Origin of the sequence: Bacillus sp. FSL W8-0183 (assembly GCF_038006825.1) — a bacterium.
Classification (GTDB): Bacteria; Bacillota; Bacilli; order Bacillales; family Bacillaceae; genus Bacillus; species Bacillus altitudinis.
The window spans coordinates 2,348,937-2,371,524 of sequence record NZ_JBBOVY010000001.1 but is presented as its reverse complement, the minus strand read 5'-3'; the positions used below and the strand labels follow the sequence as shown (position 1 = coordinate 2,371,524).

At 40.8% G+C, this 22,588-nt stretch carries 28 protein-coding genes; 21 read left to right on the top strand and 7 right to left on the bottom strand.

The window, feature by feature from the left end; translation table 11 throughout:
• Positions 1-44: 44 nt before the first annotated feature.
• From NSQ64_RS12590 to NSQ64_RS12575, 4 genes are all read right to left on the bottom strand, one after another.
• Entirely contained in the window at positions 45-1,280 is a 1,236-nt protein-coding gene (locus NSQ64_RS12590; RefSeq protein WP_008343828.1) for an MDR family MFS transporter, read from the bottom strand.
• Positions 1,281-1,511: 231 nt separating this feature from the next.
• Positions 1,512-1,856 carry a YolD-like family protein gene (locus NSQ64_RS12585; RefSeq protein WP_017367544.1) on the bottom strand — a complete coding sequence of 115 codons (345 nt, stop codon included), beginning with the start codon at positions 1,854-1,856 and terminating at the stop codon, positions 1,512-1,514.
• Positions 1,857-1,871: 15 nt separating this feature from the next.
• Complete coding sequence (locus tag NSQ64_RS12580; RefSeq protein ID WP_341016790.1) at positions 1,872-3,104, bottom strand: DNA polymerase IV; 1,233 nt, start codon at positions 3,102-3,104, stop codon at positions 1,872-1,874.
• A 141-nt stretch (positions 3,105-3,245) separates the two neighbouring features.
• Positions 3,246-3,695 (bottom strand): YfmQ family protein, encoded by a 450-nt coding sequence (locus NSQ64_RS12575; RefSeq protein WP_024718948.1) that lies wholly within the window; start codon positions 3,693-3,695, stop codon positions 3,246-3,248.
• Positions 3,696-3,977: 282 nt separating this feature from the next.
• Here NSQ64_RS12575 and NSQ64_RS12570 point away from each other — a divergent pair, with 282 nt between their 5' ends.
• Together NSQ64_RS12570 and NSQ64_RS12565 are read left to right on the top strand one after the other, a co-directional pair.
• The gene (locus NSQ64_RS12570; RefSeq protein ID WP_007501073.1) at positions 3,978-4,457 is read left to right on the top strand and encodes a GNAT family N-acetyltransferase; all 480 of its coding nucleotides are present in this window, start codon (positions 3,978-3,980) and stop codon (positions 4,455-4,457) included.
• Positions 4,454-5,428, top strand: a complete 975-nt coding sequence (locus NSQ64_RS12565; RefSeq protein WP_341016784.1) for a GNAT family N-acetyltransferase — start codon at positions 4,454-4,456, stop codon at positions 5,426-5,428. Before NSQ64_RS12570 ends, NSQ64_RS12565 begins: the two co-directional genes overlap by 4 nt.
• Positions 5,429-5,445: 17 nt before the next feature.
• Here the strand turns inward: NSQ64_RS12565 and NSQ64_RS12560 are convergent, their stop codons facing one another.
• On the bottom strand, positions 5,446-6,153 hold the full coding sequence (locus tag NSQ64_RS12560) for an expansin EXLX1 family cellulose-binding protein (RefSeq protein ID WP_286108388.1): 708 nt from the start codon (positions 6,151-6,153) through the stop codon (positions 5,446-5,448).
• Positions 6,154-6,365: 212 nt separating this feature from the next.
• Here NSQ64_RS12560 and NSQ64_RS12555 point away from each other — a divergent pair, with 212 nt between their 5' ends.
• The 3 genes from NSQ64_RS12555 to NSQ64_RS12545 all read left to right on the top strand — a co-directional run bounded on the left by NSQ64_RS12555 (position 6,366) and on the right by NSQ64_RS12545 (position 8,507).
• Positions 6,366-6,692 carry an iron-sulfur cluster biosynthesis family protein gene (locus NSQ64_RS12555; protein ID WP_039165847.1) on the top strand — a complete coding sequence of 109 codons (327 nt, stop codon included), beginning with the start codon at positions 6,366-6,368 and terminating at the stop codon, positions 6,690-6,692.
• Positions 6,693-6,704: 12 nt separating this feature from the next.
• Complete coding sequence (locus NSQ64_RS12550; protein WP_008343836.1) at positions 6,705-6,944, top strand: YqkC family protein; 240 nt, start codon at positions 6,705-6,707, stop codon at positions 6,942-6,944.
• A gap of 300 nt (positions 6,945-7,244) precedes the next feature.
• Positions 7,245-8,507, top strand: a complete 1,263-nt coding sequence (locus tag NSQ64_RS12545; RefSeq protein ID WP_268382865.1) for a response regulator aspartate phosphatase — start codon at positions 7,245-7,247, stop codon at positions 8,505-8,507.
• 24 nt (positions 8,508-8,531) lie between these two features.
• On the opposite strand, the gene NSQ64_RS12540 is transcribed toward NSQ64_RS12545, so the two are convergent.
• The gene (locus tag NSQ64_RS12540; RefSeq protein WP_268382863.1) at positions 8,532-9,461 is read right to left on the bottom strand and encodes an alpha/beta hydrolase; all 930 of its coding nucleotides are present in this window, start codon (positions 9,459-9,461) and stop codon (positions 8,532-8,534) included.
• 119 nt (positions 9,462-9,580) lie between these two features.
• Here NSQ64_RS12540 and NSQ64_RS12535 point away from each other — a divergent pair, with 119 nt between their 5' ends.
• Both NSQ64_RS12535 and NSQ64_RS12530 read left to right on the top strand, forming a co-directional pair.
• Positions 9,581-9,805, top strand: a complete 225-nt coding sequence (locus NSQ64_RS12535; RefSeq protein ID WP_100325350.1) for a YqkE family protein — start codon at positions 9,581-9,583, stop codon at positions 9,803-9,805.
• A gap of 298 nt (positions 9,806-10,103) precedes the next feature.
• Positions 10,104-10,391, top strand: coding sequence for an LCI fold-containing protein (locus NSQ64_RS12530; protein WP_057079335.1), 288 nt, complete (start codon positions 10,104-10,106; stop codon positions 10,389-10,391).
• A 188-nt stretch (positions 10,392-10,579) separates the two neighbouring features.
• Here the strand turns inward: NSQ64_RS12530 and NSQ64_RS12525 are convergent, their stop codons facing one another.
• A complete protein-coding gene (locus NSQ64_RS12525; RefSeq protein WP_008343842.1) occupies positions 10,580-11,506 on the bottom strand; it encodes an aldo/keto reductase in 927 nt (308 codons plus the stop codon).
• A gap of 168 nt (positions 11,507-11,674) precedes the next feature.
• Between NSQ64_RS12525 and NSQ64_RS12520 the strand changes: the two genes are divergently transcribed.
• From NSQ64_RS12520 to spoIIAB, 14 genes are all read left to right on the top strand, one after another.
• A complete protein-coding gene (locus NSQ64_RS12520; protein WP_024718940.1) occupies positions 11,675-12,232 on the top strand; it encodes an NUDIX hydrolase in 558 nt (185 codons plus the stop codon).
• Entirely contained in the window at positions 12,229-13,410 is a 1,182-nt protein-coding gene (locus tag NSQ64_RS12515; RefSeq protein ID WP_341016773.1) for a TIGR00375 family protein, read from the top strand. Before NSQ64_RS12520 ends, NSQ64_RS12515 begins: the two co-directional genes overlap by 4 nt.
• Positions 13,397-13,849, top strand: coding sequence for a GNAT family N-acetyltransferase (locus tag NSQ64_RS12510; protein ID WP_115139288.1), 453 nt, complete (start codon positions 13,397-13,399; stop codon positions 13,847-13,849). The genes NSQ64_RS12515 and NSQ64_RS12510 overlap by 14 nt, the downstream gene beginning before the upstream one ends.
• Positions 13,850-14,116: 267 nt before the next feature.
• Positions 14,117-14,338: a hypothetical protein gene (locus NSQ64_RS12505; RefSeq protein ID WP_024718937.1), complete on the top strand. Its 222-nt coding sequence runs from the start codon at positions 14,117-14,119 to the stop codon at positions 14,336-14,338.
• A 111-nt stretch (positions 14,339-14,449) separates the two neighbouring features.
• Complete coding sequence (locus tag NSQ64_RS12500) at positions 14,450-15,580, top strand: S8 family peptidase (RefSeq protein WP_024718936.1); 1,131 nt, start codon at positions 14,450-14,452, stop codon at positions 15,578-15,580.
• A gap of 115 nt (positions 15,581-15,695) precedes the next feature.
• Positions 15,696-16,340: a stage II sporulation protein M gene (gene spoIIM / locus NSQ64_RS12495; protein WP_017367532.1), complete on the top strand. Its 645-nt coding sequence runs from the start codon at positions 15,696-15,698 to the stop codon at positions 16,338-16,340.
• A 121-nt stretch (positions 16,341-16,461) separates the two neighbouring features.
• Positions 16,462-16,914, top strand: coding sequence for a ferric iron uptake transcriptional regulator (fur, locus tag NSQ64_RS12490; RefSeq protein WP_003215577.1), 453 nt, complete (start codon positions 16,462-16,464; stop codon positions 16,912-16,914).
• A 117-nt stretch (positions 16,915-17,031) separates the two neighbouring features.
• Positions 17,032-17,259 carry a YqzK family protein gene (locus tag NSQ64_RS12485; RefSeq protein ID WP_024718934.1) on the top strand — a complete coding sequence of 76 codons (228 nt, stop codon included), beginning with the start codon at positions 17,032-17,034 and terminating at the stop codon, positions 17,257-17,259.
• Between the two features lie 6 nt (positions 17,260-17,265).
• A complete protein-coding gene (gene xerD, locus NSQ64_RS12480) occupies positions 17,266-18,156 on the top strand; it encodes a site-specific tyrosine recombinase XerD (protein WP_007501057.1) in 891 nt (296 codons plus the stop codon).
• Positions 18,157-18,309: 153 nt separating this feature from the next.
• Entirely contained in the window at positions 18,310-19,494 is a 1,185-nt protein-coding gene (gene deoB, locus NSQ64_RS12475) for a phosphopentomutase (RefSeq protein WP_025207568.1), read from the top strand.
• Positions 19,495-19,505: 11 nt separating this feature from the next.
• A complete protein-coding gene (locus NSQ64_RS12470) occupies positions 19,506-20,318 on the top strand; it encodes a purine-nucleoside phosphorylase (protein WP_268382858.1) in 813 nt (270 codons plus the stop codon).
• Positions 20,319-20,476: 158 nt separating this feature from the next.
• Positions 20,477-21,631, top strand: a complete 1,155-nt coding sequence (locus tag NSQ64_RS12465; RefSeq protein ID WP_396484708.1) for a D-alanyl-D-alanine carboxypeptidase family protein — start codon at positions 20,477-20,479, stop codon at positions 21,629-21,631.
• A 157-nt stretch (positions 21,632-21,788) separates the two neighbouring features.
• Positions 21,789-22,142, top strand: coding sequence for an anti-sigma F factor antagonist (gene spoIIAA, locus NSQ64_RS12460; RefSeq protein WP_008344431.1), 354 nt, complete (start codon positions 21,789-21,791; stop codon positions 22,140-22,142).
• Complete coding sequence (gene spoIIAB / locus NSQ64_RS12455) at positions 22,139-22,579, top strand: anti-sigma F factor (RefSeq protein ID WP_007501052.1); 441 nt, start codon at positions 22,139-22,141, stop codon at positions 22,577-22,579. The genes spoIIAA and spoIIAB overlap by 4 nt, the downstream gene beginning before the upstream one ends.
• The last annotated feature ends 9 nt before the right edge of the window (positions 22,580-22,588 follow it).

Genomic DNA, 22,588 nt, shown 5'->3' with positions numbered 1-22,588 from the left:
TGTGTCTAATATTTGGGGTGCACTTCAAATTGAGAGCGGTTTTTTTAATGACCTCCACTTACTTTCACAGCCACGGCAGCCGCCGTTCGTTTTTTTAGGCGGTAGTATCCGATGAGTAAAAACGGAACGCCTGCAGCGGTGACAATCGCCAAGACTGAAAAAATAGAAAGGGGATGGGCTGCGCCAAATAAGTCAATACACAATCCTCCGACAAACGGTCCGACGACGCTGCCGAGCTGAGAAAACCCCATTGCGCCGAAGTATGACCCTTTCACTTCAGGTTTTGCAATATTGTCTACAAACAGATCCATCATCGCAAAGAGCAGCACTTCACCAATCGTAAACACGACAATGATAAAAGCAAGCGTACCGAGACTTTGTGAAAAAGCAATGGCAAATAAACTGCCTGCTAGAAGCACGTTCCCAGTCGTTAATGACAAAATCGTTGAATAGCGCTTAGCGATCATAATCAGCGGGTACTGAACGACAATGACAACCACTGCGTTTAAGGATAAAAGATACCCAAACAGTTTAGGGCCATCCTCAATCATAGGGGATGCCGATAAATATTGAGGCAGTGTTGAGCTTAGGTGTGAATAGCCAAATGAACATAAAGTAACGCCAATGAGGATGATGCTAAAGACCGTATCTTTCTGAATAATGGAAAGAGCTTTTTTGACGCCGATTTGTTTGGTGCTTTCTGGAGCAGCCACTGGGTGCTTTTGAAATTGCCATGCCAGCGTTAACCCGTACAACAAGTAAATGAGGGCAGCGACGAGAAATGGAAAAGTCGTTTTTGATGACCCGAGATATAAGCCAAGCAGCGGGCCGAAAATGACACCAATGTTAATGGCCGTATACCGTAAGTTAAAGACAAACAACCGAATGCTCGATGGGGTGACATCGGATAGGAGTGCTTTAGACGTTGGTTCAAACAGCGCCCGGCACAGTCCATTTAAAGCATTCATAAAAAAGAAGACCCAAATGGCATCTGCAAACGCGAAGCCAACAAAGACAAGTGTCCAGCCAAAGATGGATAAAAGCATGACCTTTTTTCTGCCGATTCGGTCGGAAACATAGCCGCCGTAAAAACTCGCAACAATCCCAATAAGAGAGCTGACGGCAATGATCAATCCAGCTGAAGAGGCTGAGGCGCCTTTGACTTGTGTCAAATAAACGGCTAAAAAGGGAATGCTCATGGATGTCGCCATTCGGCCAAATATCGTGCCGATGATGATCGTCCAACTAAGTGGATGTAAAGTGCGTAAGTTATTTTTCATGCTGTGTCTCCCCTGAGTTTGTAAGATGTTCCAATCATACATGAAAAATTGTGCAAATTAAATACACAATTTGATGGAGGAGTCATCCGTCAAATGACAGAGAAGCTTGAACCGTTCCGTTCATTCGAAGAGCATATGCCTCGTTTTCAAGGTTTTAAGCCTTGATGGGTCATAATTTTTTCGGGAAAACGAAGCGGGTTTTTCAATGATCATGTTTTCGTTTTGCGAAAATCAATTGAGATCGATGGCAATAATTTGATGTAAGGAAAGGTTTAGAACATCTTCGTCATTCACGATTTTCATTTGGCGTGTTTCATAATGAATGGCTTTCACCCAGCCCCAAAACTGTGCTTTCATGCCTGATGAGACATATGTCACGCAAATCGCTTGATCCTCGGTAATCGACTGTGTGATCAAAACATTCATTTCCTCTAGCTGATCGGAGCTGAGCGGTAGAGGTGTATATTCTTTTTTCTTTCGTTTTTGAGCAAGTAGTTGCTCCCGGTGCTCTGGTAGCATCATTCGGCTTGATTCCCACATGATGTTGTATCCAGGTGTTAATTTATTGGGATTCATGCTTGTTCGCCTCCGTTATTTGTAATGCCCGCCAATTTTTTCGGCGCGGTGATATGCCTGCCCAGCGCTTGTCAGTGACGAAGCATGTAATAATGCCGCAGGTCCATATTTCAGATGGATTTCATCAAATACTTTGCTGAGTTGATCTTTCTTCAAATGATGATCAAATAAAGTCAGCTGATAGTGGCTGTCAGGCTGCAGCTGTGAGAGGGTAATGCCTACACTGCGAATGGGCTGGCCATCCCAGTGCTGCTGGCATAGCTGAATCGCTGCCTCTGCAATATCTGAGCCATACTGTGTCGATGAATGAAGCTTCATTTGTCGATGAAAGCCTGTTGGATGTGAAAAATCAGCCCCTCTTACACCAACAGACACCGTTTGACCGAGATAATGCTTAAAACGTGCCCGCCTAGCGACTTCCTCACTCAATTCAAGAAGAGCGACTTTGATCTCCTCAAAAGATGCGTAATCACGGGGAAGGGTCATATGGTGCCCAACGGCTTTTTGCTGATCATGTGTGTGAATAGTGACTGGGGAGGGATCGTGTCCTAAAGCTGTTCGCTGCAGAAGCTCCCCATTGATTCCCCAGCGTTTTTTTAATCGGTCTAACGGATAAGTAGCAAGTGTGCCAATAGTACTGATGCCCATTCGTTTCAAATGATGCTCCATTCGTTTGCCGACGCCAAATAATTTTCCAATTGGAAGCGGCCATAAATCAGCAGCAAGCCGGTCGGCACTCAGTTCATAGATGCCGGATGTGTTTTTTTTGGCAAAATGGTCACAGGCCATTTTAGCGAGCACTTTATTAGGACCGATGCCCACACGTGCGTAAATGCCAGTCTGATTCATAATCGTTGTTTGTATATGTTGAGCGATCTCATGTGGAGAGCCGAATAGTGTAAGACTGCCTGTAATATCAAGAAACTGTTCATCAATGGAATACGGCTCGACAAGGTCTGTGTATTGTTCAAGCAGTTCTGTAATCATGACAGAGACATCGAGATAGCGCTGCATACGTGGACGTACAACCACTGCTTCAGGACATTTCTCCTGTGCTTCCCATAACCTTGATGCATTTTGTACGCCACGTTTCTTCGCGAGAGGGCAGGCTGCCAGGACGACTCCGCTTCTTCGTTCTGGATCTCCAGAGACAATGAGCGGCACATTCTCCAAATGAGGCGCCTCCACCTTCTCAACTGATGCATAAAATGACTGCATATCCACAAGCAGAATGGCTCGTTCATTCATTGTACTTCACCTCTTAGAACGTATGTTCTGTATCTATTGTAAACAACATGAGGTGAAATTCATACTGGTAAATCATTCAAAAGCTGTCCATACAAAAAAGACGAAGTGGTGAACACTTCGTCTCGTCTGCTGCAACGATTGTTAGGCATGTGCCATGTTGTGGAATGTTTGGAGCGGTTCAGAACGCAGACGATAAGCCATCAGCTTTTTCTTTGGCTTATGTGTAAACTGCCGAACCACATCCACATGGTCATCATAATGGAACAGATAAAGGGTGACATCATGTTTCCCATGCTTTGTTTGCATAGTAAGCGGCGCTGGCCCTTCATTCGGATGAAGAAAGCGTTCTTCATCACCAGGGTAAATATAATAGCGTTCAATAAAGATCGCATCATTAAAATGTTGAATGATTTCAGATGCTCGCTGCTCATCAAGCGAACGACCTTGAAAAGTAATATTTGTTTGCTCACTTGTTACTTTAGCATGTACGGCGTAGCGGCTAAAAAGGCGCTCAACAACACCAGAAGGCAAAGAGGTGACAAGCAGCTTTAAAAGACTAAATACAACAAGCGAAATAACAACCCAAACCAATCTCATCATCTCCAATAAACATTTGTACCATTTCCTATATGAACCATCTTAACATAACAAATGAATGAAACTTTCGCACAAAAAGTGAACTTTTTGAAATAAGTGTGAAGATTTAAAAGGAGATGACGGCTGAAAGACGAAGAACCAACAAGTGAATATGAAAAAAGACAGGCATACTGTCTTTACAACCATTTGATCAGACAGTAGACTATTGAAACAATCGCATTTTTGAGAAAAAACGAATCAAAGGAAAGCCAAAAAGGAAAAAGGGGCGAGGCCATCATGATACGTCAAGTGAAACCGTCAGATTTTTACGCAGTCACATCCGTCATTCAAAGCTGGTGGGGAGGCAGAGATTTGCGTGCAAAATTGCCAAAGCTCTTTTTTGAACATTTCCAGCAAACAAGTTTTGTTGTCGTTGAAAAGGGAGAGCTGATCGGCTTTTTGGTTGGTTTTTTATCGCAATCTCATTCGGATGAAGCCTATATTCACTTTGTTGGCGTCCACCCAGATCACCGTAAATTAAAGATAGGTAAAATCCTCTATCAAGCTTTTTATGAAGCGGCTGAAAAGGAAGGAAGAACAACAATTAAAGCTGTCACAGCTCCTATCAATAAAGTCTCCATTGCTTACCATACAAAACTCGGGTTTCAGATAGAAAAGGGAGATAAAACAGTAGATGGCATCTCAGTCTTTTCAGATTACGATGGCATTCATGAAGACCGTGTGTTATTTGTGAAGAAGCTGGAGGCAATGAAATGATTGTTTATTTAGATCACACAATAAGTGATGTAGCAAAGCAGATCTTACATATTCAACTAGCTGCATACCAACAAGAAGCTGAACAAATTGGCTATGCTGATCTTCCGCCATTAAAAGAGACCATTCAAGATGTCATGAAAGCAAAAGAGCAATTTATTGGTTTTCAGCAACATGATCTCTTATTAGGTGTAGTCTCTTATGAAGAGCTGAAAGATTGTTTGATCATTAGTCGATTGGCTGTGCATCCAAAAGCGCTAAAGCAGGGTATTGGAACAAGACTTATGTCCACAATCATAGAGAAGAATGTTCCGATAGAACTGACCACAGGGCAGGAAAACACCCCTGCAAAAAGGCTATATGAAAAATTAGGGTTTTTTGAAACAAATGTCATTCATGTGGAAAAAGAGCTCACCCTATCAAAAATGAAATGGACACCGCGACGCAAGGTTGAGGTTGTCGAATTCAAAAAAGAATGGCATGAAGAATTCCGTCAAGAAAAGCAGCGACTCAAGCAAATCATTCAAAAGATCTGGATAGAAGGATATCATATTGGCAGTACGTCAGTTACAGGACTTGTTGCCAAACCAATTATAGATATATTAATAGAAGTAAGCGATATAGAAGAGATTGATAGAAAAAAAGAGAGATTTGAACACCTTGGATACGAAGCGCTCGGTGAAAATGGTATAAAAGGGAGACGTTTTTTTCAAAAGGGTGGCTTGAATCGTACGCATCATGTCCATGTGTATGAAAGGAATCATCCTGATGTGAAAAGACATTTATTGTTTCGAGATTACTTAAGACTCCACCCAGAACGATCTGAAGCGTATGCGTCTGTCAAGGAACAATTAGCAAAGCAGTATCCGGAAGATATACAAAGCTATATGGCGGGAAAGAATGAAATCATAAAAGAAATAGAAAATGAGGCATATCACTGGGATAAAGAAGGAAGAGAGGAAGCTCTTAAATAAGCTGCCTCTTCATCTCGTTAATTAGGAAACTGAACATTGCCTTTTACAATATAGGCCTGTGAAGCAGCAGTAGATGGAAGAGCGGGTAATTGATCCTTTACTATGACCCCGCGAATATCTGTGATTCGAACAGGAAGAGATGTAGACCCCATATGAAAGCCAAGGAAATGGTTGTAGTCTGTCTTTTCCATGTTCACCCATTGTCCATCTTTGTAATATTCCATTTTCATAACCGGATATTTATGATTGCGCACTTGAATCGCAGCCCACCACTCACTGCTACCTTCTTTTATTCTGTAAGCTACATTTCCGCTAATCGGTGCTTTTATAATTTTCCAACTAATTGGGATTTTCCCATCTTCCATATTGCCAATTTTGGCAAAGGCATTAGGAGAAAGATCAAGAGCTCCTTTTGCTCCTTCTGGATATTTATCGGTTACATATACAACGGTTTTTCCTTTTGGCCCCGTTACTTCAAGGTAAGCTCCTGCAAGTGCCGCATTTACCCCTTTATAGTTATAGTCATGGGGATTTAAAGCCGTAATTTTCATGTCAGATGGAATAGGATCTAATAAAGCGGCGCCCCCTGAGTAACCAGATCCCGTATAAGTCGCATAGCTTTCTCGTACTTCATCAAGGATAGATGCCGCTTTCATGTTGGGCATAGTGAAACTCAACATCAACATCAGCGCCCCGATAAAGCAGAGAGATAATCTTTTTTTCACGATCTAAAACCTCCTGTTTTTTCTTTTAAAATTGATAGCGTCATCAGTATAATTCTAAAAAACAGGATGCAGAAAGAGCCAATAGATAGATATAATCCTAGTGAGAAGAGCGTGTATTTCAAAGAGTATGACTTTCGGATTTAGTCGTGTGTCATGTTTTATGGTGTTTTATGTGTTACAATGTAAGCATCAATTTAAAAAGGATGTTCGCCATGTATATTCACATCACAGAACTGGCTAAAACGTATATAGAAAAACAGCAAACAGGAAACGGAACGAAGGAATTACTGCTTCGCTACGATTCAGAAGGTTGTGGCTGTGCAGTGAGTGGCGTACCGATGCTTTGGTTAACAAGTGAAAGAACAGGTGAATGGGAACCACTTAAAAATAGTCAACATTTAAAACTATATATACACACAGCACAAAAGGTGTTTTTTGACGAGGAAATGACGATTGATTTTAATGAAAAAGCCAATACACTTATGTTGAAAAGTCCTCAACAAATACTCAGCCCGAGAATGGGTATACTTGTAAAGTAAGGTGGAAACGTAGTGGATCAAAAGCTGAAAGTGATACAAAATACGGCACAAAATAAAACGTGGGTGTCGTTTTTAAATAATAATCATCCATATAGCCTTTTGCACTGGTCAATCGGTGGAATGGATTCAGTAAAAAAGGACGTCTGGCTTCTCCAAGATGAAGTCACATTTGAAACGGAAGAATTTCCAACGCTTGAATTAGCAGTCAGTTGGATAAAAGAGAATATGGAACACGTAACAGATGTGTTATAAGCCCTTTGCTGAAGAGGGCTTTTTTTGTGCCATCATCATCTCATCAAACAGGAGAACTGTCTAATTTGAAAAATGAGATTTTTCAACGATAAAAAGTCATTTTTAACAAACATTTCAACAAAATGAGAAAAATAGAAAGAGAAAAATAGAGACTGTAAATGCCGAAAAATCGGCAATGAAAGCGGTTATTGCGGGATACCGAAAACTTTACGAAAAACGACATTTCATATTTCTTCCATTCGAGGAAATATGATAGAATACAACATGTATCGTACATGAGGAGGGAGGTGCTAAGGTGAATTGAAGCTCAAGCTGTCATCGCCTCAGGTTGGAATCAAAATAAACGAATGGTATAGGCAGATTTGCGGATTTCATGTCATGAAAGCAGAGAAGCTAAAGGCCGAGATCGAGCAGGAAATCCTTGAGATGGAGCAAGATCAGAACTTGCTGCTTTTTTACCAGCTGATGGATTTTCGACATAAGGTCATGCTTGAATATTTTGAACCGGCAAAAAAAGCCTCGAATGATGAGGAGATTAAGAAGCTTCTAGAAACAATTGAACATTCGCAGACCAAATTAACAGATATGCTTGAATACTATGTTCATTTTTTTACAGGAATGTTTGAATTTGAACAGAGAAACTATTTGAGCGCCATTGCTTATTACCGTTCCGCAGAAAAAAAGCTCAATCTCATATCAGATGATATAGAAAGAGCAGAATTTTATTTTAAATTAGCAGAAATATACTACCACATGAAACAAACCCACTTTTCGATGCACTATGCTTTGCAAGCGTTAGATACGTACTCTGCCTACAGAACGTACACGCTGAGAATCATCCACTGTGAATTTGTCATCGGTGCAAACTATGATGATTTGAAATGCTATGAACATGCATTGCCCTACTTTGAAAATGCTCTAAAGCGAGCACGCTCAATTGGAAACCCTCGAGTCATAGGTTCGGCCCTTTTCAACTTAGGTAACTGCTATTACCAAATGAACGATCTTGCTACAGCAAGTCGCTATCTCAAAGACTCTCTTGAAGTGTTTGAAAAGGAGAATTTAACCCATCTGAATCGCTCTCTAGACCCACTATTTATGCTGACCCAAATCCTGTTTAAACAAAAACAAATAGAAGAGTCGTTAACCCTCTATCAACAAGGTATTATGAAAGCCTGTGAATTAGAAGATGAAATTTACATCTGCAAGTTTCAGTTTTTAAAAGCATTATACGTTGATGCAGAAATAAAAATCATAGACGATACATTAGATTTGTTGGAGGACAAGCGTTTATACCCAGATATTGAGGAACTGGCACTTGATGCGGCTCATTATTATAATGAGCTTGGATTATTTGAAGTTTCTACCCGGTATTACGAAAGGAAAATTCAAGCCATATCAAAAATTCAAAATGGAGGTCATTTATATGAAAATGAGTTTGATAGTTCTTTTATTGGCAGCAACTGCAGGGTTATCGGTCATGAGTCAGCAGCAATCGGAAGAGAGCCATATGGAGCTGGCGGGCAGACACCATACAACAGTGGTGACTATCGTATAAGTTAGCAAAAAGAGGAGACGAACGGCTGTTCATTCTCCTCTTTCATTTTGATTGAATTGAAATGCTTCCAAAAATGCTTCGACCTCTTGTTCATAGACTTCCCTATTGTCACTATAAGACATCGCATGCGCACCATGTGGCGCAATAAATAGCCGTTTATCACCCTTTTTGCGTGCGTATAACTGCTCGCTTTGTTCACAAGGGATATAGTCATCATGGAGGCTATGAATAAAAAGGATAGGTTCTTTCACCTGGTCGATGACATCAAGTGGAGAAACTTGCCGAATGCTGTATCCGTCCCGCCATTTCAACACTTGATCACTTAGTGGAAGAATCCACTGTCCTGAAAGACGAAAATCTGTTTTTAATCGATACAGAAGCTGATCCTCAAAAGAAGCAAAAGGACAATCAGCGATGTAAAAATTGGCGTTTGCATCCGGTTTTGCAGCATATAATAAAGTTGTGACTGCGCCCATCGATTCTCCGTGTATCCCAATGATTGTTTTTTCCCCAAGCCTTTTTCTCAGCCACTTGACGACTTGAGCCAAATCTTCTTTTTCATAATATCCATAGCTCGTTGTTTTTCCGCCGCTCATCCCATGTCTTCTATGATCATAAAGCAGCACATTCCATCCAAGCTTTTGGAATAATTTCATATACTTCACAGAATTGATCAAACTGACTGTAACCCCGTGACAAAGAACGATGGTGCGTGTTGTATGAGGGATCGGTACAAAATAGCCATGAAGATCATAACCAAATGTTGAAGGAATACAAACTTTCTCTTTTTGCAGCTGTTGAAACTCCTCGTGATGATAGTGCCCTTCATCTGATTCTCGTTTGATGAGCTCTTCATCCGTTAATTTTCGTATATACATCATTTTATTGGTAAAAAAAATGCCGATTGCAGCGAGTGGAAATAATACCAAGGCGAGTATAGCGAGCCATTTCTTCTTCAAGCTGATTCTTCCTTTCCGATGGGTTTCTATGAAGATCATACCACATGTTGGGAGTTTGGCGTGACTCTTGCTGAGCAAATAAAACGGATGATACACTAAAGCAAAAGGAGAGAGGCAAAGTGAAAAAGAGCAATCAAGATCAAGCAAAGCTAAAGGACGGCATAAAGGATGATGTGAAACAGCAGCTCCTTCAAATGAAGCAGAATCTGGCCACCGAGACAGAAAAAAGAGAAGAACAAAAACGACAAGACCTCCTTCGGCAACAGAAAGAAAAAGAAAAAAATAAAAGCTTCTCAGAGCTGCTAGATGAAAGTCATTTAGACTGGAGAAAGTATAAAAGTTAAAAAGGGAGCTACGATGCTCCCTTTTTTTGTTATATCATTGAGATGAATACATACTACATAAGCCTGAGAGAAAACACGTCTAACTCCCTCGTATCACTTCATTTCAGAATCCCATCAATAGGATTTTACGTTCAAACCAAAACAAAACGTATTTTATAAACGATAAATTAAAACGAGGAGTATTGATTTATTTAAATTCCTTTTTATCCCAAAAATAGTAGTTAAGACCCTTTTGGAAAAGAGCCATTTCTCTTATAATTAAGGTGTATTACAAAATTTGGGAATGGAGATGATTCACATGAAATTGAGAAGAACAATGACTGGAGTTGCTTTATCTTTAGGCTTGCTTTTACCTATTTCTGGACAAGCTCTTGCTACAAATCATTCAACGGATGCAGATCTGCGTACGAAGGCTACTAAAATTGTAGATTGTTCCGAAACTCCTTTTAAAAAAGAAACGAATAGATTATGTATGTACTCAGATAATGGTGTTTTTGCAAATAGTTTCAATAATTTCGGTACTACATTTTATTTTAAAGGCAAAGCTGGAAATTATGGATATTATGAAAGTAGCAGCAAAAGTTAATTAGTCAACGGGGGCTTTTAGCCCCTCAGTCTTAGAGGGAATCTTGATTAGCTCGCTGCTGTTGGATGAACGGGAAACAAAACGTAAGTGGCAAGTTGTTCTCCTATTTGCATGTAGAACATGAAAACGAACATCCATATATACATACGCTAAAAAGAGATCACATACATGTGATCTCTTTTTGCTTTCTATTGATTCAAACGATGCGTCTCATACACAGACTGTTTTGTGAAATATGACAAAGCTTTTACTTCTTGGTCGCTTAATGAACGTGCATTTGCCGCTGCCACATTTTCTTTTAACTGTTTCACCGAGCTTGCGCCAAAAACAACAGAGCTGACTGCAGAATGCTTGAGCAAGTATTGAATGGACAGCTCTGTCAGTGATAGGTCATAAGCGACTTTCTTTAACGAAGGAATGATTTGCTGGAGCTCTTCAAATGAATATTCAAGATACCCGTTCTTTTGAATCGCCGCACTTGCTTGCGAAAGGGGTTTTTCAGTTAATAATCCTTTTGCTAAAGGACCTCTTGCCACGACACTAATGCTTTGTTCTTCAAGAAGAGAAAACCATTCTTCTGGGCGGCGATCGAGTAAACTATATTGCATCATCACACTCACGATATTTGATTTTTTGGCGTATTCTTTAATGACATTTGGACGGATTGACGATATGCCGTAATAGCGAATGACACCTTCTTCAACCAATTCTTCAAATGCCTCGATGGTTTCGTCAATTGGATCGTCAATTGTGCCGCCATGCAATTGATATAAATCAATATAATCTGTTTGAAGTCGTTTCAGGCTTTGTTTCACTGCCTCTTTTATATATGCTTTTGAAGGATCCCAGTCCCAGCCAGGTTTGCCTTTTTCAAAGCGGTTGCCGCCTTTTGTGGCCAAAATCAAATCTTGGCGTCTGTTCTTAATGGCTTCCCCGACGATTTCCTCATTTGTTCCAAAATCATATAAGTCGGCTGTATCCAAATAGTTAATCCCAAGATCAATGGCTTCATCTAATAAAGAGAGCGCTTTTTCTTTTTCAGTCCCAAGGGACATACATCCTAGTGCCGCCTCACTAACCAAGAGATCAGAGGTGCCAATTCGTCTTTTTTTCAATTCAATCACACTCCTATCCTTTCACATTAAGTGAAACAATTCTGGAATTCAAGCTAGGTGATTTCAAAAGGCGCATTGAAGCAGGCATCCGCATTTTGGCTTCTCCTAAAACATCTATGTTAAAATGAATGAAGTAAAAAGTGAAAGTAGAACGAGGAGCTGACAAAATTGAAGGACTTTGAAGAAAAAACATTATCGTCAAAAACATTATATAACGGAAAAATCATTGACTTGGTTCTTGAAGATGTAGAATTGCCGAACGGAAAACCAGGCAAACGCGAAATCATTAAACATCCAGGTGCAGTAGCCGTCATTGCACGTACAGACGAAAATAAAATCATTTTGGTCAAGCAATACCGTAAAGCACTGGAGAGAGCCATCGTTGAGATTCCGGCTGGAAAACTAGAAAAAGGGGAAGAGCCGGCACATACAGCACTGAGAGAATTGGAAGAAGAGACAGGCTATACTACTCAGGCGCTCCAAAAACTGACCGCCTTTTATACATCACCAGGGTTTGCGGATGAAATTGTTCATATCTACCTTGCCGATCAGCTGGTCCCGCTTGAAGAGAAACGAGAGCTGGATGAGGATGAATTTGTCGAAGTGATGGAAGTTTCATTAGAAGAAGCGCTGCACCTCATCGAAAAACAGCATATTTATGATGCAAAAACAGCCTATGCCATTCAATACTTACAATTGCAAGAGGTACTTAAGTCTACAAAATGAGGGAATTCTTTGCAGATATCCATATTCATATTGGTCGAACAAGAACAGGCAGGGCTGTCAAAATTACAGGTGCAAGGTCACTGACCATTGACCAAATTCTCATTGAAGCGTCTCAAAGTAAAGGGATGGGGATGATTGGTGTCATTGATGCACAATCTCCCGAAGTACTAGAAGAACTGATAGAAGGTGTAGAGGAAGGCACGTACACTGAACTAACCGATGGCGGTTTATCATTTGGAAAGACCGTTTTGCTTTTAGGCAGTGAGCTAGAAATCAATGATGACCAATCAAAAGGTCCGATTCATGTGCTTGCCTTTATGCCCACGCTTCGTAAAATGTCTGAGTTTTCCGCATGGCTGTCTCTTCATATGAAAAATGTGCATTTGAGTTCACAGCGGTTATATGTGGATGGGAGAACGCTTCAGCATAAGGTGAAGGAACTAGGGGGATTATTTATTCCTGCCCATATTTTTACGCCGCATAAAAGTTTATACGGCAAAGGGGTCAATACGTCTTTAACCGAAGTATTCGATCCAGAACTCATTGATGCTGTTGAGCTTGGCCTTAGCTGTGATACGTCTATGGCCTCCCAGTTAAGTGAGCTAAACCGTTATCCTTTTTTAACAAATTCAGATGCCCATTCTTTAGGGAAAATTGCGCGAGAATATACTAAGATTCGAATGGATCATGCCTCCTTTGCTGAATTCGAGCTAGCGCTTCAAGGAAAAGATGGCAGAAACATCATTGGAAATTATGGGCTCGCTCCGCGGCTCGGAAAGTATTATCATACGACTTGTGAGAAATGCGGAGTAAGACCTGACAGTCAGGAGCAAGAACAGTGCCAAGCATGCGGCCATACCCGAATGACAAAAGGGGTGAGTGAGCGGTTAAAGGAGCTTGCTGACCAAGAAAGTGACAAAGGAATAAGGCCTCCTTATGTTCACCAGCTTCCCCTTCAATTTATTCCGGGTGTTGGAGCCAAAACGTTAGAAAAGTTAAAAGCTGTCTTTCATACAGAGATGAATATTCTTCATCAAGCAACAGAACAAGAATTAAAAGCGGTCCTGCCTGAGAAAACAGCCGATTACATCATCAAAGCAAGAAGAGGTGAAGTTGGACTGATCGCTGGCGGAGGCGGGGTCTACGGTAAGGTGGATATCAATCATGAATCAACTTAAATGGACATGTCACACATTTGAACAACTGTCTAAAGAGGACCTTTACCTGATTTTAATGGAAAGAGTGAATGTGTTTGTTGTAGAACAAACATGTCCTTATTCTGAAATTGATCATCGTGATCAAGAGGCGCTGCATGTAATCGCCAAAGAGAACGGCACGATTGTGGCTTATTGCCGCATTTTCCAAAGCGGGATCATGTACAAAGAGGCATCCATTGGCCGTGTCCTTGTGACGAAGACCGGCCGGAAAAAAGGTTACGGGAAGATCCTGCTCGATCAGGCGATAAAAAAGCTCAGTGAATTAGGCGAAACAAAGATTAAAATCCAAGCACAGGCTTATTTGAAATCGTTCTACGAATCGTTTGGCTTCGAAGCTGTCTCAGATTGTTATGATGAGGATGGAATTCCGCATCTTGATATGATGAGAATAGAAAGATAGGCGTGTATACGTCTATCTCAGCGTGTAGACAAACCCTCGCATTCTTTGTCAGTCCTGCGCTCCGGTGCTCACGAATGTCAAATTCGCTCCGTGAAAGTAGCTGTCCTTCCTAGACTGCAAAGGTTTTCTATCACGCTGAAAAGAAGACAAAGGGCTAAAATCAAGTACATTTTAGCCCTTTGTCAACAATTTGAGATAGGCGTGTATACGTCTATCTTTTTTAGGTGCTTTCATGTATCATAACGACAATGAAAGGGGTTTTGCGAAATGGGAAAAAGCAAAGCAAAGAAAAAGAGAGAACACCTTCAAAGGCAGCACAGTCGAAATCCAGAACAATCGAGAGGAAATATACCGCATTTTAGTACACACGAAAGAAAGACAAAAACAAAACAAGAAGCCTTGCAGCATATGATGAAAAAACATAAAGGTAGGAATGCTTATGATCGCTATGAACAGGATCATAAGCATTTTTATTTTGCTTTTTTGTGACAAGTAGATCAAATAATTGGAAAAATTTTAAAAAATAGGACAAACGGTCGTTTCTTTTTGTCTAAAAATGTAGTTAAATGACAAAAAGAAATGAAAGGGAGAGTGGGTATCGTGAAGGTCAAATCATTTGGAGCAGGGCTTTGTATGGCAAGTATGCTGCTGGCATCGATGACATTCGGCGCATCAGATGTATCTGCAAAGGATCAAGCAAAAAAAGAGTATATGATCGGTTTTTCTTCTTCCGTTCAAGACAAAACACAAAAACAGCTTGTTGAAAAAGCTGGCGGTCATGTGAAAGAATCAATAGATAAAATAGATATGATGAAAGTTTCGTTGAACGAAGCATCAAAAGAAAAACTACATCAAGCAAAAGAAGTTACTTTTATTGAGGAAGACCAAAAAGCAAAAACAAGCGGTCAAAGCGTCCCTTATGGTATCAAAAGCATTAAAGCACAAAAGGTACATAAACGAGGATATGCCGGACAGAATGTCAAAGTAGCTGTTCTTGACAGTGGAATCGACGGCAAGCATGAAGATTTACATGTAACTGGTGGTGTCAGCTTTGTTCCAACAGAGTCCGATCCGCTCGTTGACCCGCATGAACACGGAACACACGTTGCAGGCACGATCGCAGCATTAGATAATAAGGTAGGCGTGGTTGGTGTGGCTCCAAAAGCTTCGATCTATGCGGTGAAAGTGGCAGATGAAAATGGTGACGGCTACTATAGCTGGATCATTAAAGGCATTGAATGGGCGATTGAGAATGAGATGGATGTCATCAATATTAGTATGGGGGGAGCAAGTGAATCAGAGGCGCTGAAAGAAGCGGTCGATCGAGCATATGACAACGGGATTCTCATTGTCGCATCTGCAGGAAATGCTGGGAGCTACGGGTCACTTAATACGATAGATTACCCGGCCAAATACAGCTCTGTCATGGCAGTCGCATCAGTGGATCAACGAAAGCAAAGAGCCTTTGATTCCTCTGTTGGGGAGGAAGTGGAAGTATCAGCACCAGGTGTTTCAACATTAAGTACCATTCCTCATAACGAATATGGATATAAGAGTGGAACGTCTATGGCATCACCTCATGTAGCTGGTGCTGCGGCAGTCATTCTATCAAAACATCCGAATCTCACAAATGATGAATTGCGTGAAAGGCTGACAAAAACGGCCACAAAACTTGGCGAACCTTTTTATTATGGGGCTGGGCTTGTGAACGTACAAAAAGCTGCACGATAAAGGAAACGAGAAAGCAGTGTACAGTTGCTTTCTCGTTTTTCTTTTCATAAAACTGTCATGTTTCGTCTGCTCTCTCATAGAATCTAGTAACCTTTACTATTTGGGAGGAAGGCGCATGCGGAAAAAGTCTTGGAAAGAACATCTTCTTCAGCACGTGAAAGATCATTTATCAATTTATTTGTTTGTTTCTGTACTATTTTTAATGGGCGTCATTTTTGGAGCCATTATCGTCAATAGTATGACAATGAGTCAGAAAGAGGATTTATTCTACTATTTAAATCAATTTTTTGGTCAACTGACGAATGAGAAAGCAGCAGAATCAAAAGAAATGTTTTTGCAAAGCTTTTTGCATCATATGAAATATTTGGGTCTCATGTGGATACTCGGAATTTCCATCATTGGCCTGCCGCTTATTTTTCTGATGATCTTTCTAAAAGGGATTGTAGTTGGGTTTACTGTCGGTTTTTTGGTCAATCAAATGGGGCTTAGCGGTTTTTTTCTATCTTTTGTCTCGGTGCTTCCTCAAAATATCTTGCTCATTCCTGCGTATTTAGTGATCGGAACTTGTGCGATTGCGTTCTCCATTCGTTTAATTGGTCAGCTTTTTATGAAAAAAACCATCAGTCAAGCGCCAATCCATTGGTTTGGCCGGTATGCTTCTGTTCTACTGATGATTTTAACCCTCGCTGCTCTTTCGTCCTTTTTTGAATCATACTTATCATTCATGCTGATGAAAAAGCTGGCAGGTGTTCTGTTTTGATGATTTTATAATCGTTATTAAATAATAATCAATTTATTTATCAATTTAAAATGATTATAGTTGGCTCTCTGCACATCATTTGATATAATGATCAAGTAATGTGGCGTAGGAGGGAAAGTCAATGGAAAATCGGATTGATCGAATTAAGAAACAGCTTCATTCTTCCAGCTATAAGCTCACGCCACAGCGTGAAGCAACAGTAAGAGTACTGCTTGAGAATGAAGAAGACCATTTAAGTGCAGAAGATGTATACCTCCTCGTAAAAGAGAAGTCTCCTGAAATTGGTCTTGCTACTGTTTATCGGACGTTAGAATTGCTTACTGAACTGAAAGTTGTTGATAAAATTAACTTTGGAGACGGCGTTTCGCGATATGATCTTCGCAAAGAAGGAGCCGCTCACTTCCATCACCATCTTGTCTGTATGGAATGCGGAACAGTCGATGAGATAGAAGATGATTTATTAGAAGATGTTGAAGAAATTATTGAACGCGACTGGAAATTTAAAATTAAGGATCATAGATTGACATTCCATGGTATTTGCCACCGGTGTCATGATGATGAATCCGGCAAATAATCCGAATTGGAACCTTTTCATTCAAAATGAAAAGGTTTTTTGCATGTTCGCTGTATATTCCTTGTCCCACCTGGCATATGCTGAAGTAATGAGAACACGAGAAAGGACATGAAGAACATGCGAAAATGGCTCAAAACAACAGGTGAAGTAATGAAAGTATTTATCTTGTTCACTGGTTTTACCGTCCTGTTCTATTATGCTATGATATGGATAAATTCAGAATATGAAAGCTATCATCGTTATGATAAACCAGAAGGTGCAGCGATAAAAGTGATGGAAATGGATCAGCCGAAACAAGACAGGTGGCAGGATCGATTGATTTATTTTTATCAAAACGGGGAGTAGAAACCATTGAAGGATCAATTATCCGACTTTATTCATTTTATGACAGTAGAGAGAGGACTCTCTGAAAATACCATTGTCTCTTATAAAAGAGATTTACAGAACTATTTGTCTTTTTTAATGACGCATGAACAATTGACAGATGTAAAAGACGTCACACGCCTTCATATTATTCATTATTTAAAACAGTTAAAAGACGAGGGGAAATCGAGTAAAACGTCCGTCCGTCATCTATCATCGATACGCTCCTTTCATCAATTTTTGCTCCGTGAAAAAGTGACAACAGATGACCCGTCATGGAACATTGAATCACAAAAAACAGAGCGGAAATTACCGAAAGTTCTATCATTAGATGAGGTAGAAAAGCTGCTCGATACACCTAAGCAGCAAACACCATTTGACTACCGTGACAAAGCCATGCTCGAACTTTTATATGCAACAGGTATTCGCGTAAGTGAAATGCTTGATCTGACTCTTGCAGATGTGCATCTGACCATGGGGTTTATCCGCTGTTTTGGAAAAGGAAGAAAAGAGCGAATCGTGCCTATTGGTGAAGCTGCTGCAAGTGCGATTGAAGTGTATATAGAAAAAGGCAGAAACAAGCTGCTCAAAAAACAGCCGGCCGATGCCTTGTTTCTGAATCATCACGGAAAAAAAATGTCGCGGCAGGGCTTTTGGAAGAACTTAAAGAAACGAGCCATAGAAGCAGGTATTCAAAAAGAACTGACGCCTCATACGCTCAGACATTCATTTGCGACACATTTGCTTGAAAACGGTGCGGATCTTAGAGCCGTACAGGAAATGCTCGGACATGCCGATATTTCTACTACACAAATTTACACACATGTCACAAAAACAAGATTAAAAGACGTGTATCACAAATTCCATCCAAGGGCATAAGTAAAGCATGGCACGGTGAACGTGTATCATGCTTTTTTATGTTTGGACCGTTTATGGTTGTCAATTGACTTGAAAACGGTTTATACTTGAGATGTCTGACCTCTCCAGTTGTGAAAGGTGAAAGGACAAGAATATTGAAGGAGGCGCTTTTTTATGCCTGATTATCAGTATAAACGTATTTTCCTCATTGTGATGGATTCAGTAGGGATCGGGGAAGCACCTGATGCTGCTGATTTTAATGATGTAGGTGCAGATACACTTGGACATATTGCTGAAAAAATGAACGGGCTTCATATGCCGAATATGGCGAAGCTTGGGCTAAGTCATATTAAAGAAATTAAAGGAATTCCAGCGGACGAAAAACCGCTTGCGTATTATGGGAAAATGCAAGAAGCATCCAACGGTAAAGACACAATGACAGGGCATTGGGAAATCATGGGTCTGTACATCGACACACCATTTAAAGTCTTTCCAGACGGCTTTCCAGATGAACTGTTAAATGAATTAAAAGAAAAAACAGGGCGCGGCATCATTGGAAATAAACCAGCGTCTGGTACAGAAATTCTAGATGAGCTTGGCGAAGAGCACATGAAAACAGGCGATTTAATCGTTTATACTTCAGCAGATTCTGTGCTGCAAATTGCTGCACACGAAGAAGTTGTGCCATTAGACGAACTTTACCGCATTTGCGAAATCGCACGTGAACTGACTTTAGATGAAAAATATATGGTAGGGCGCATCATCGCTCGTCCATTTGTCGGAGAGCCGGGGGCATTTGTTAGAACACCAAATCGTCATGACTATGCATTAAAACCATTCGACCGTACCGTCATGAATGAATTGAAAGATGATGGACTTGATGTCATTGCGATCGGAAAAATCTCTGATATTTATGATGGTGAAGGAATCACCTCTTCACTCAGAACGAAATCCAACATGGATGGAATGGACAAGCTAGTGGAGACGCTGAAAACAGACTTTACTGGGCTGAGCTTCTTAAATCTTGTCGACTTTGATGCGCTTTATGGACATAGAAGAGATCCAGAAGGCTACGGTAAGGCACTAGAGGAATTTGACGCACGTCTACCTGAAGTGTTTGATCTATTAAAAGAGGATGATCTGCTTGTGATCACAGCAGATCACGGAAATGACCCGGTTCATCACGGAACAGATCATACAAGAGAATACGTTCCGCTTATTGCTTACAGCAAAAAGCATCAAGAAGCGAATGAGCTGCCAACAGCGAAAACATTTGCTGATCTTGGGGCAACGGTAGCAGATAATTTCAAATCAACGCTGCCAAAATACGGAACGAGCTTTTTATCTAAACTCAAATAGGGGGAAATCACGTGGGAGCACAGTTTTCAGAAGCGGCGGCATATATTAAACAAGCATCGACATATGTACCAACAGTTGGATTGATTTTAGGTTCAGGTCTTGGCATTTTAGCAGATGAGATTGAAAATCCAATCAAATTGAAATATGAAGATATTCCTGGATTCCCTGTTTCAACAGTAGAAGGGCATGCAGGCCAGCTCGTCATTGGAACGCTGAAAGGCACGGTCGTTTGTGCCATGCAAGGACGTTTCCATTACTATGAAGGGTATGATATGAAGCAGGTGACATTTCCTGTCCGTGTGATGAAAGAAATCGGCATTGAGACATGTATTGTGACAAATGCAGCGGGCGGTGTGAATACGTCCTTCCATCCTGGCGATCTTATGTTGATTACAGATCATATCAATATGATGGGAACCAATCCGTTAATTGGACCAAACGACAGTCAAGGGGTTCGTTTCCCTGATATGTCTGCACCGTATGATAAAGATTTGTTGGCACTTGCAGAGAAAACGGCTAAACATTTAGGCATATCTGTGCAGCAAGGGGTTTATGCAGGAATGACAGGCCCTTCATATGAAACACCGGCAGAGGTTCGTTTCCTCAGAACGCTAGGCGCTGATGCAGTCGGTATGTCGACTGTGCCAGAAGTGATTGTGGCACGTCATGCAGGCATAAAAGTACTTGGTATTTCATGCATCTCTAATGCGGCTTCAGGTATTTTAGATCAGCCGCTTTCTCATGATGAAGTGATCGAAGTGACGGAAAAAGTGAAAGCAAGTTTCCTTGATTTAGTGAAAGATGTTATCAAACAACTCTCATAGATCGTGTGAAAAAGCCTTCTGTTCATAAACAGAGGGCTTTTTTTTATGGCAATCAAACGATCTCTGAATAAAACGGCCTTTATGAGGAAAAAATAGAAAGGATTACGATAATGGAGGTCTGCCACTTGAAACGTCATATATGTGCATTGTTTACTTTAATGATCCTTATCTCAATGGTTTCACCATCAGCGATGGCAAAAGAAAAGATTGAAAAGCCAGGAGAAAAACAAACATCAGAATTGGCGCATGAAGCCAAATCAGCAATTTTAATGGAACGTGACACGGGAAAAGTGCTTTACAACAAAAACAGTGATGAAAAACTTGCCCCTGCAAGTATGACCAAAATCATGACGATGCTTCTCATCATGGAAGCGATGGATCAAGGGAAATTAAAAATGACTGATAAAGTAAGAACGAGCGATCATGCAGCATCTATGGGAGGCTCACAAATTTTCCTTGAACCGGGAGAAGAAATGACGGTTAAAGACATGCTAAAAGGCATTGCGATTGCGTCAGGAAACGATGCTTCAGTTGCCATGGCAGAACATATTGCTGGATCTGAAGAACAGTTTGTTGAGCAAATGAACAAAAAGGCAAAAGAGCTTGGGCTCACCTCAACGGTCTTTCAAAATCCAACAGGACTTCCTGAAAAAGATCATTACAGCACGGCTCATGATATGGCGAAAATGGCGAAAGAGCTGTTGAAATATGAAGAGATCACCAAGTTCACAGGTGTATACGAAGACTATCTTCGTCAGAACACGGATAAAAAATTCTGGCTTGTGAATACAAACCGTCTCATTAAATTTTATCCAGGTGTGGATGGGGTGAAAACAGGGTTTACAGGCGAGGCGAAATACTGTCTAACTGCATCTGCTAAAAAAGGCAACATGCGCGTGATTGCTGTTGTATTCGGCGCAAGCACACCAAAAGACAGAAACGCCCAAGTCGTCAAAATGCTGGATTACGCCTTTAGTCAATATACAACGCATCCTCTGTACAAGCGTGGTCAAGATGTAGCAGAGATCAAAGTGAGCAAAGGGAAAAAGAAAAAAATTCAGCTTGTCACGTCTGAACAGATTTCTCTTCTAACGAAAAAAGGCGAAAATGTCGATCAGATCAAAAAAGAAATTAAATTAACTCAAGATGTCACAGCTCCATTTTCAAAAGGAACGAAACTTGGCACCATCATCTTGAAAAAAGATGGAAAAGTGCTTCATGAAAGTCCTGTTGAAGCGAAAGAAGATATGGAAAAAGCCGGTGTTTGGACGTTCTTCAAACGGGCTATGGCCGAATTTGTTAAATGGAAGTAAAAGGTGAAAGACTGCTGCAACTGGCAGTCTTTTTTGCTTTGAACGAAAAGAACATCTAAATGTGACGAATGATCACTAGTTTTGTCATGGTGAAGGATTTGCATGTGAAGAAAGAGAAACATTCTTTATCCGAAAATAGAGCAAGGAGGAAGAAAAGATGAGCCTTGGTATTGATTTTCAAATAAAAGAGAGCGTACTTTGCATTCGGTTGACAGGGGAGCTTGATCATCACTCCGCAGAGACATTGAGACAAAAGGTAACGAATTATTTGGAAACAGAGGACATTCGCCACATTGTGCTGAATTTAGCTGATTTATCGTTTATGGACAGCTCTGGGCTCGGAGTGATTTTAGGAAGATACAAAGAAATTAAACAACTTGGCGGTGAAATGGTCGTCTGTGCGATCTCGCCAGCGGTGAACCGCTTATTTGATATGTCCGGCTTGTTTAAAATTATTCGTATGGAGCCTTCAGAGCAAACTGCGCTGCAAACATTGGGGGTGGCATCATGACAAATGAAATGAATCTGACTTTTTCTGCTTTAAGTCAAAACGAATCTTTTGCGAGAGTAACGGTGGCAGCATTCATCGCTCAGCTTGATCCAACATTAGATGAGCTAACAGAAATCAAAACCGTTGTATCAGAGGCGGTCACGAACTCGATCATTCACGGGTATGACGGGAATCCAGACGGCAAGGTGCACATTAGCGTCACGCTGGATGACCATATTGTGTATCTGACGATTCGAGACGAAGGTATGGGCATTTCAGATCTTGAGGAAGCAAGGCAGCCGCTTTTTACGACGAAACCAGACTTAGAGCGCTCCGGGATGGGCTTTACGATCATGGAGAACTTTATGGATGATGTCATGGTGGACTCATCTCCAGAAATGGGCACAACGATCCGCTTAACAAAGCATCTATCAAAAAGCAAAGCGCTTTGTAATTAAGGAGCTGCT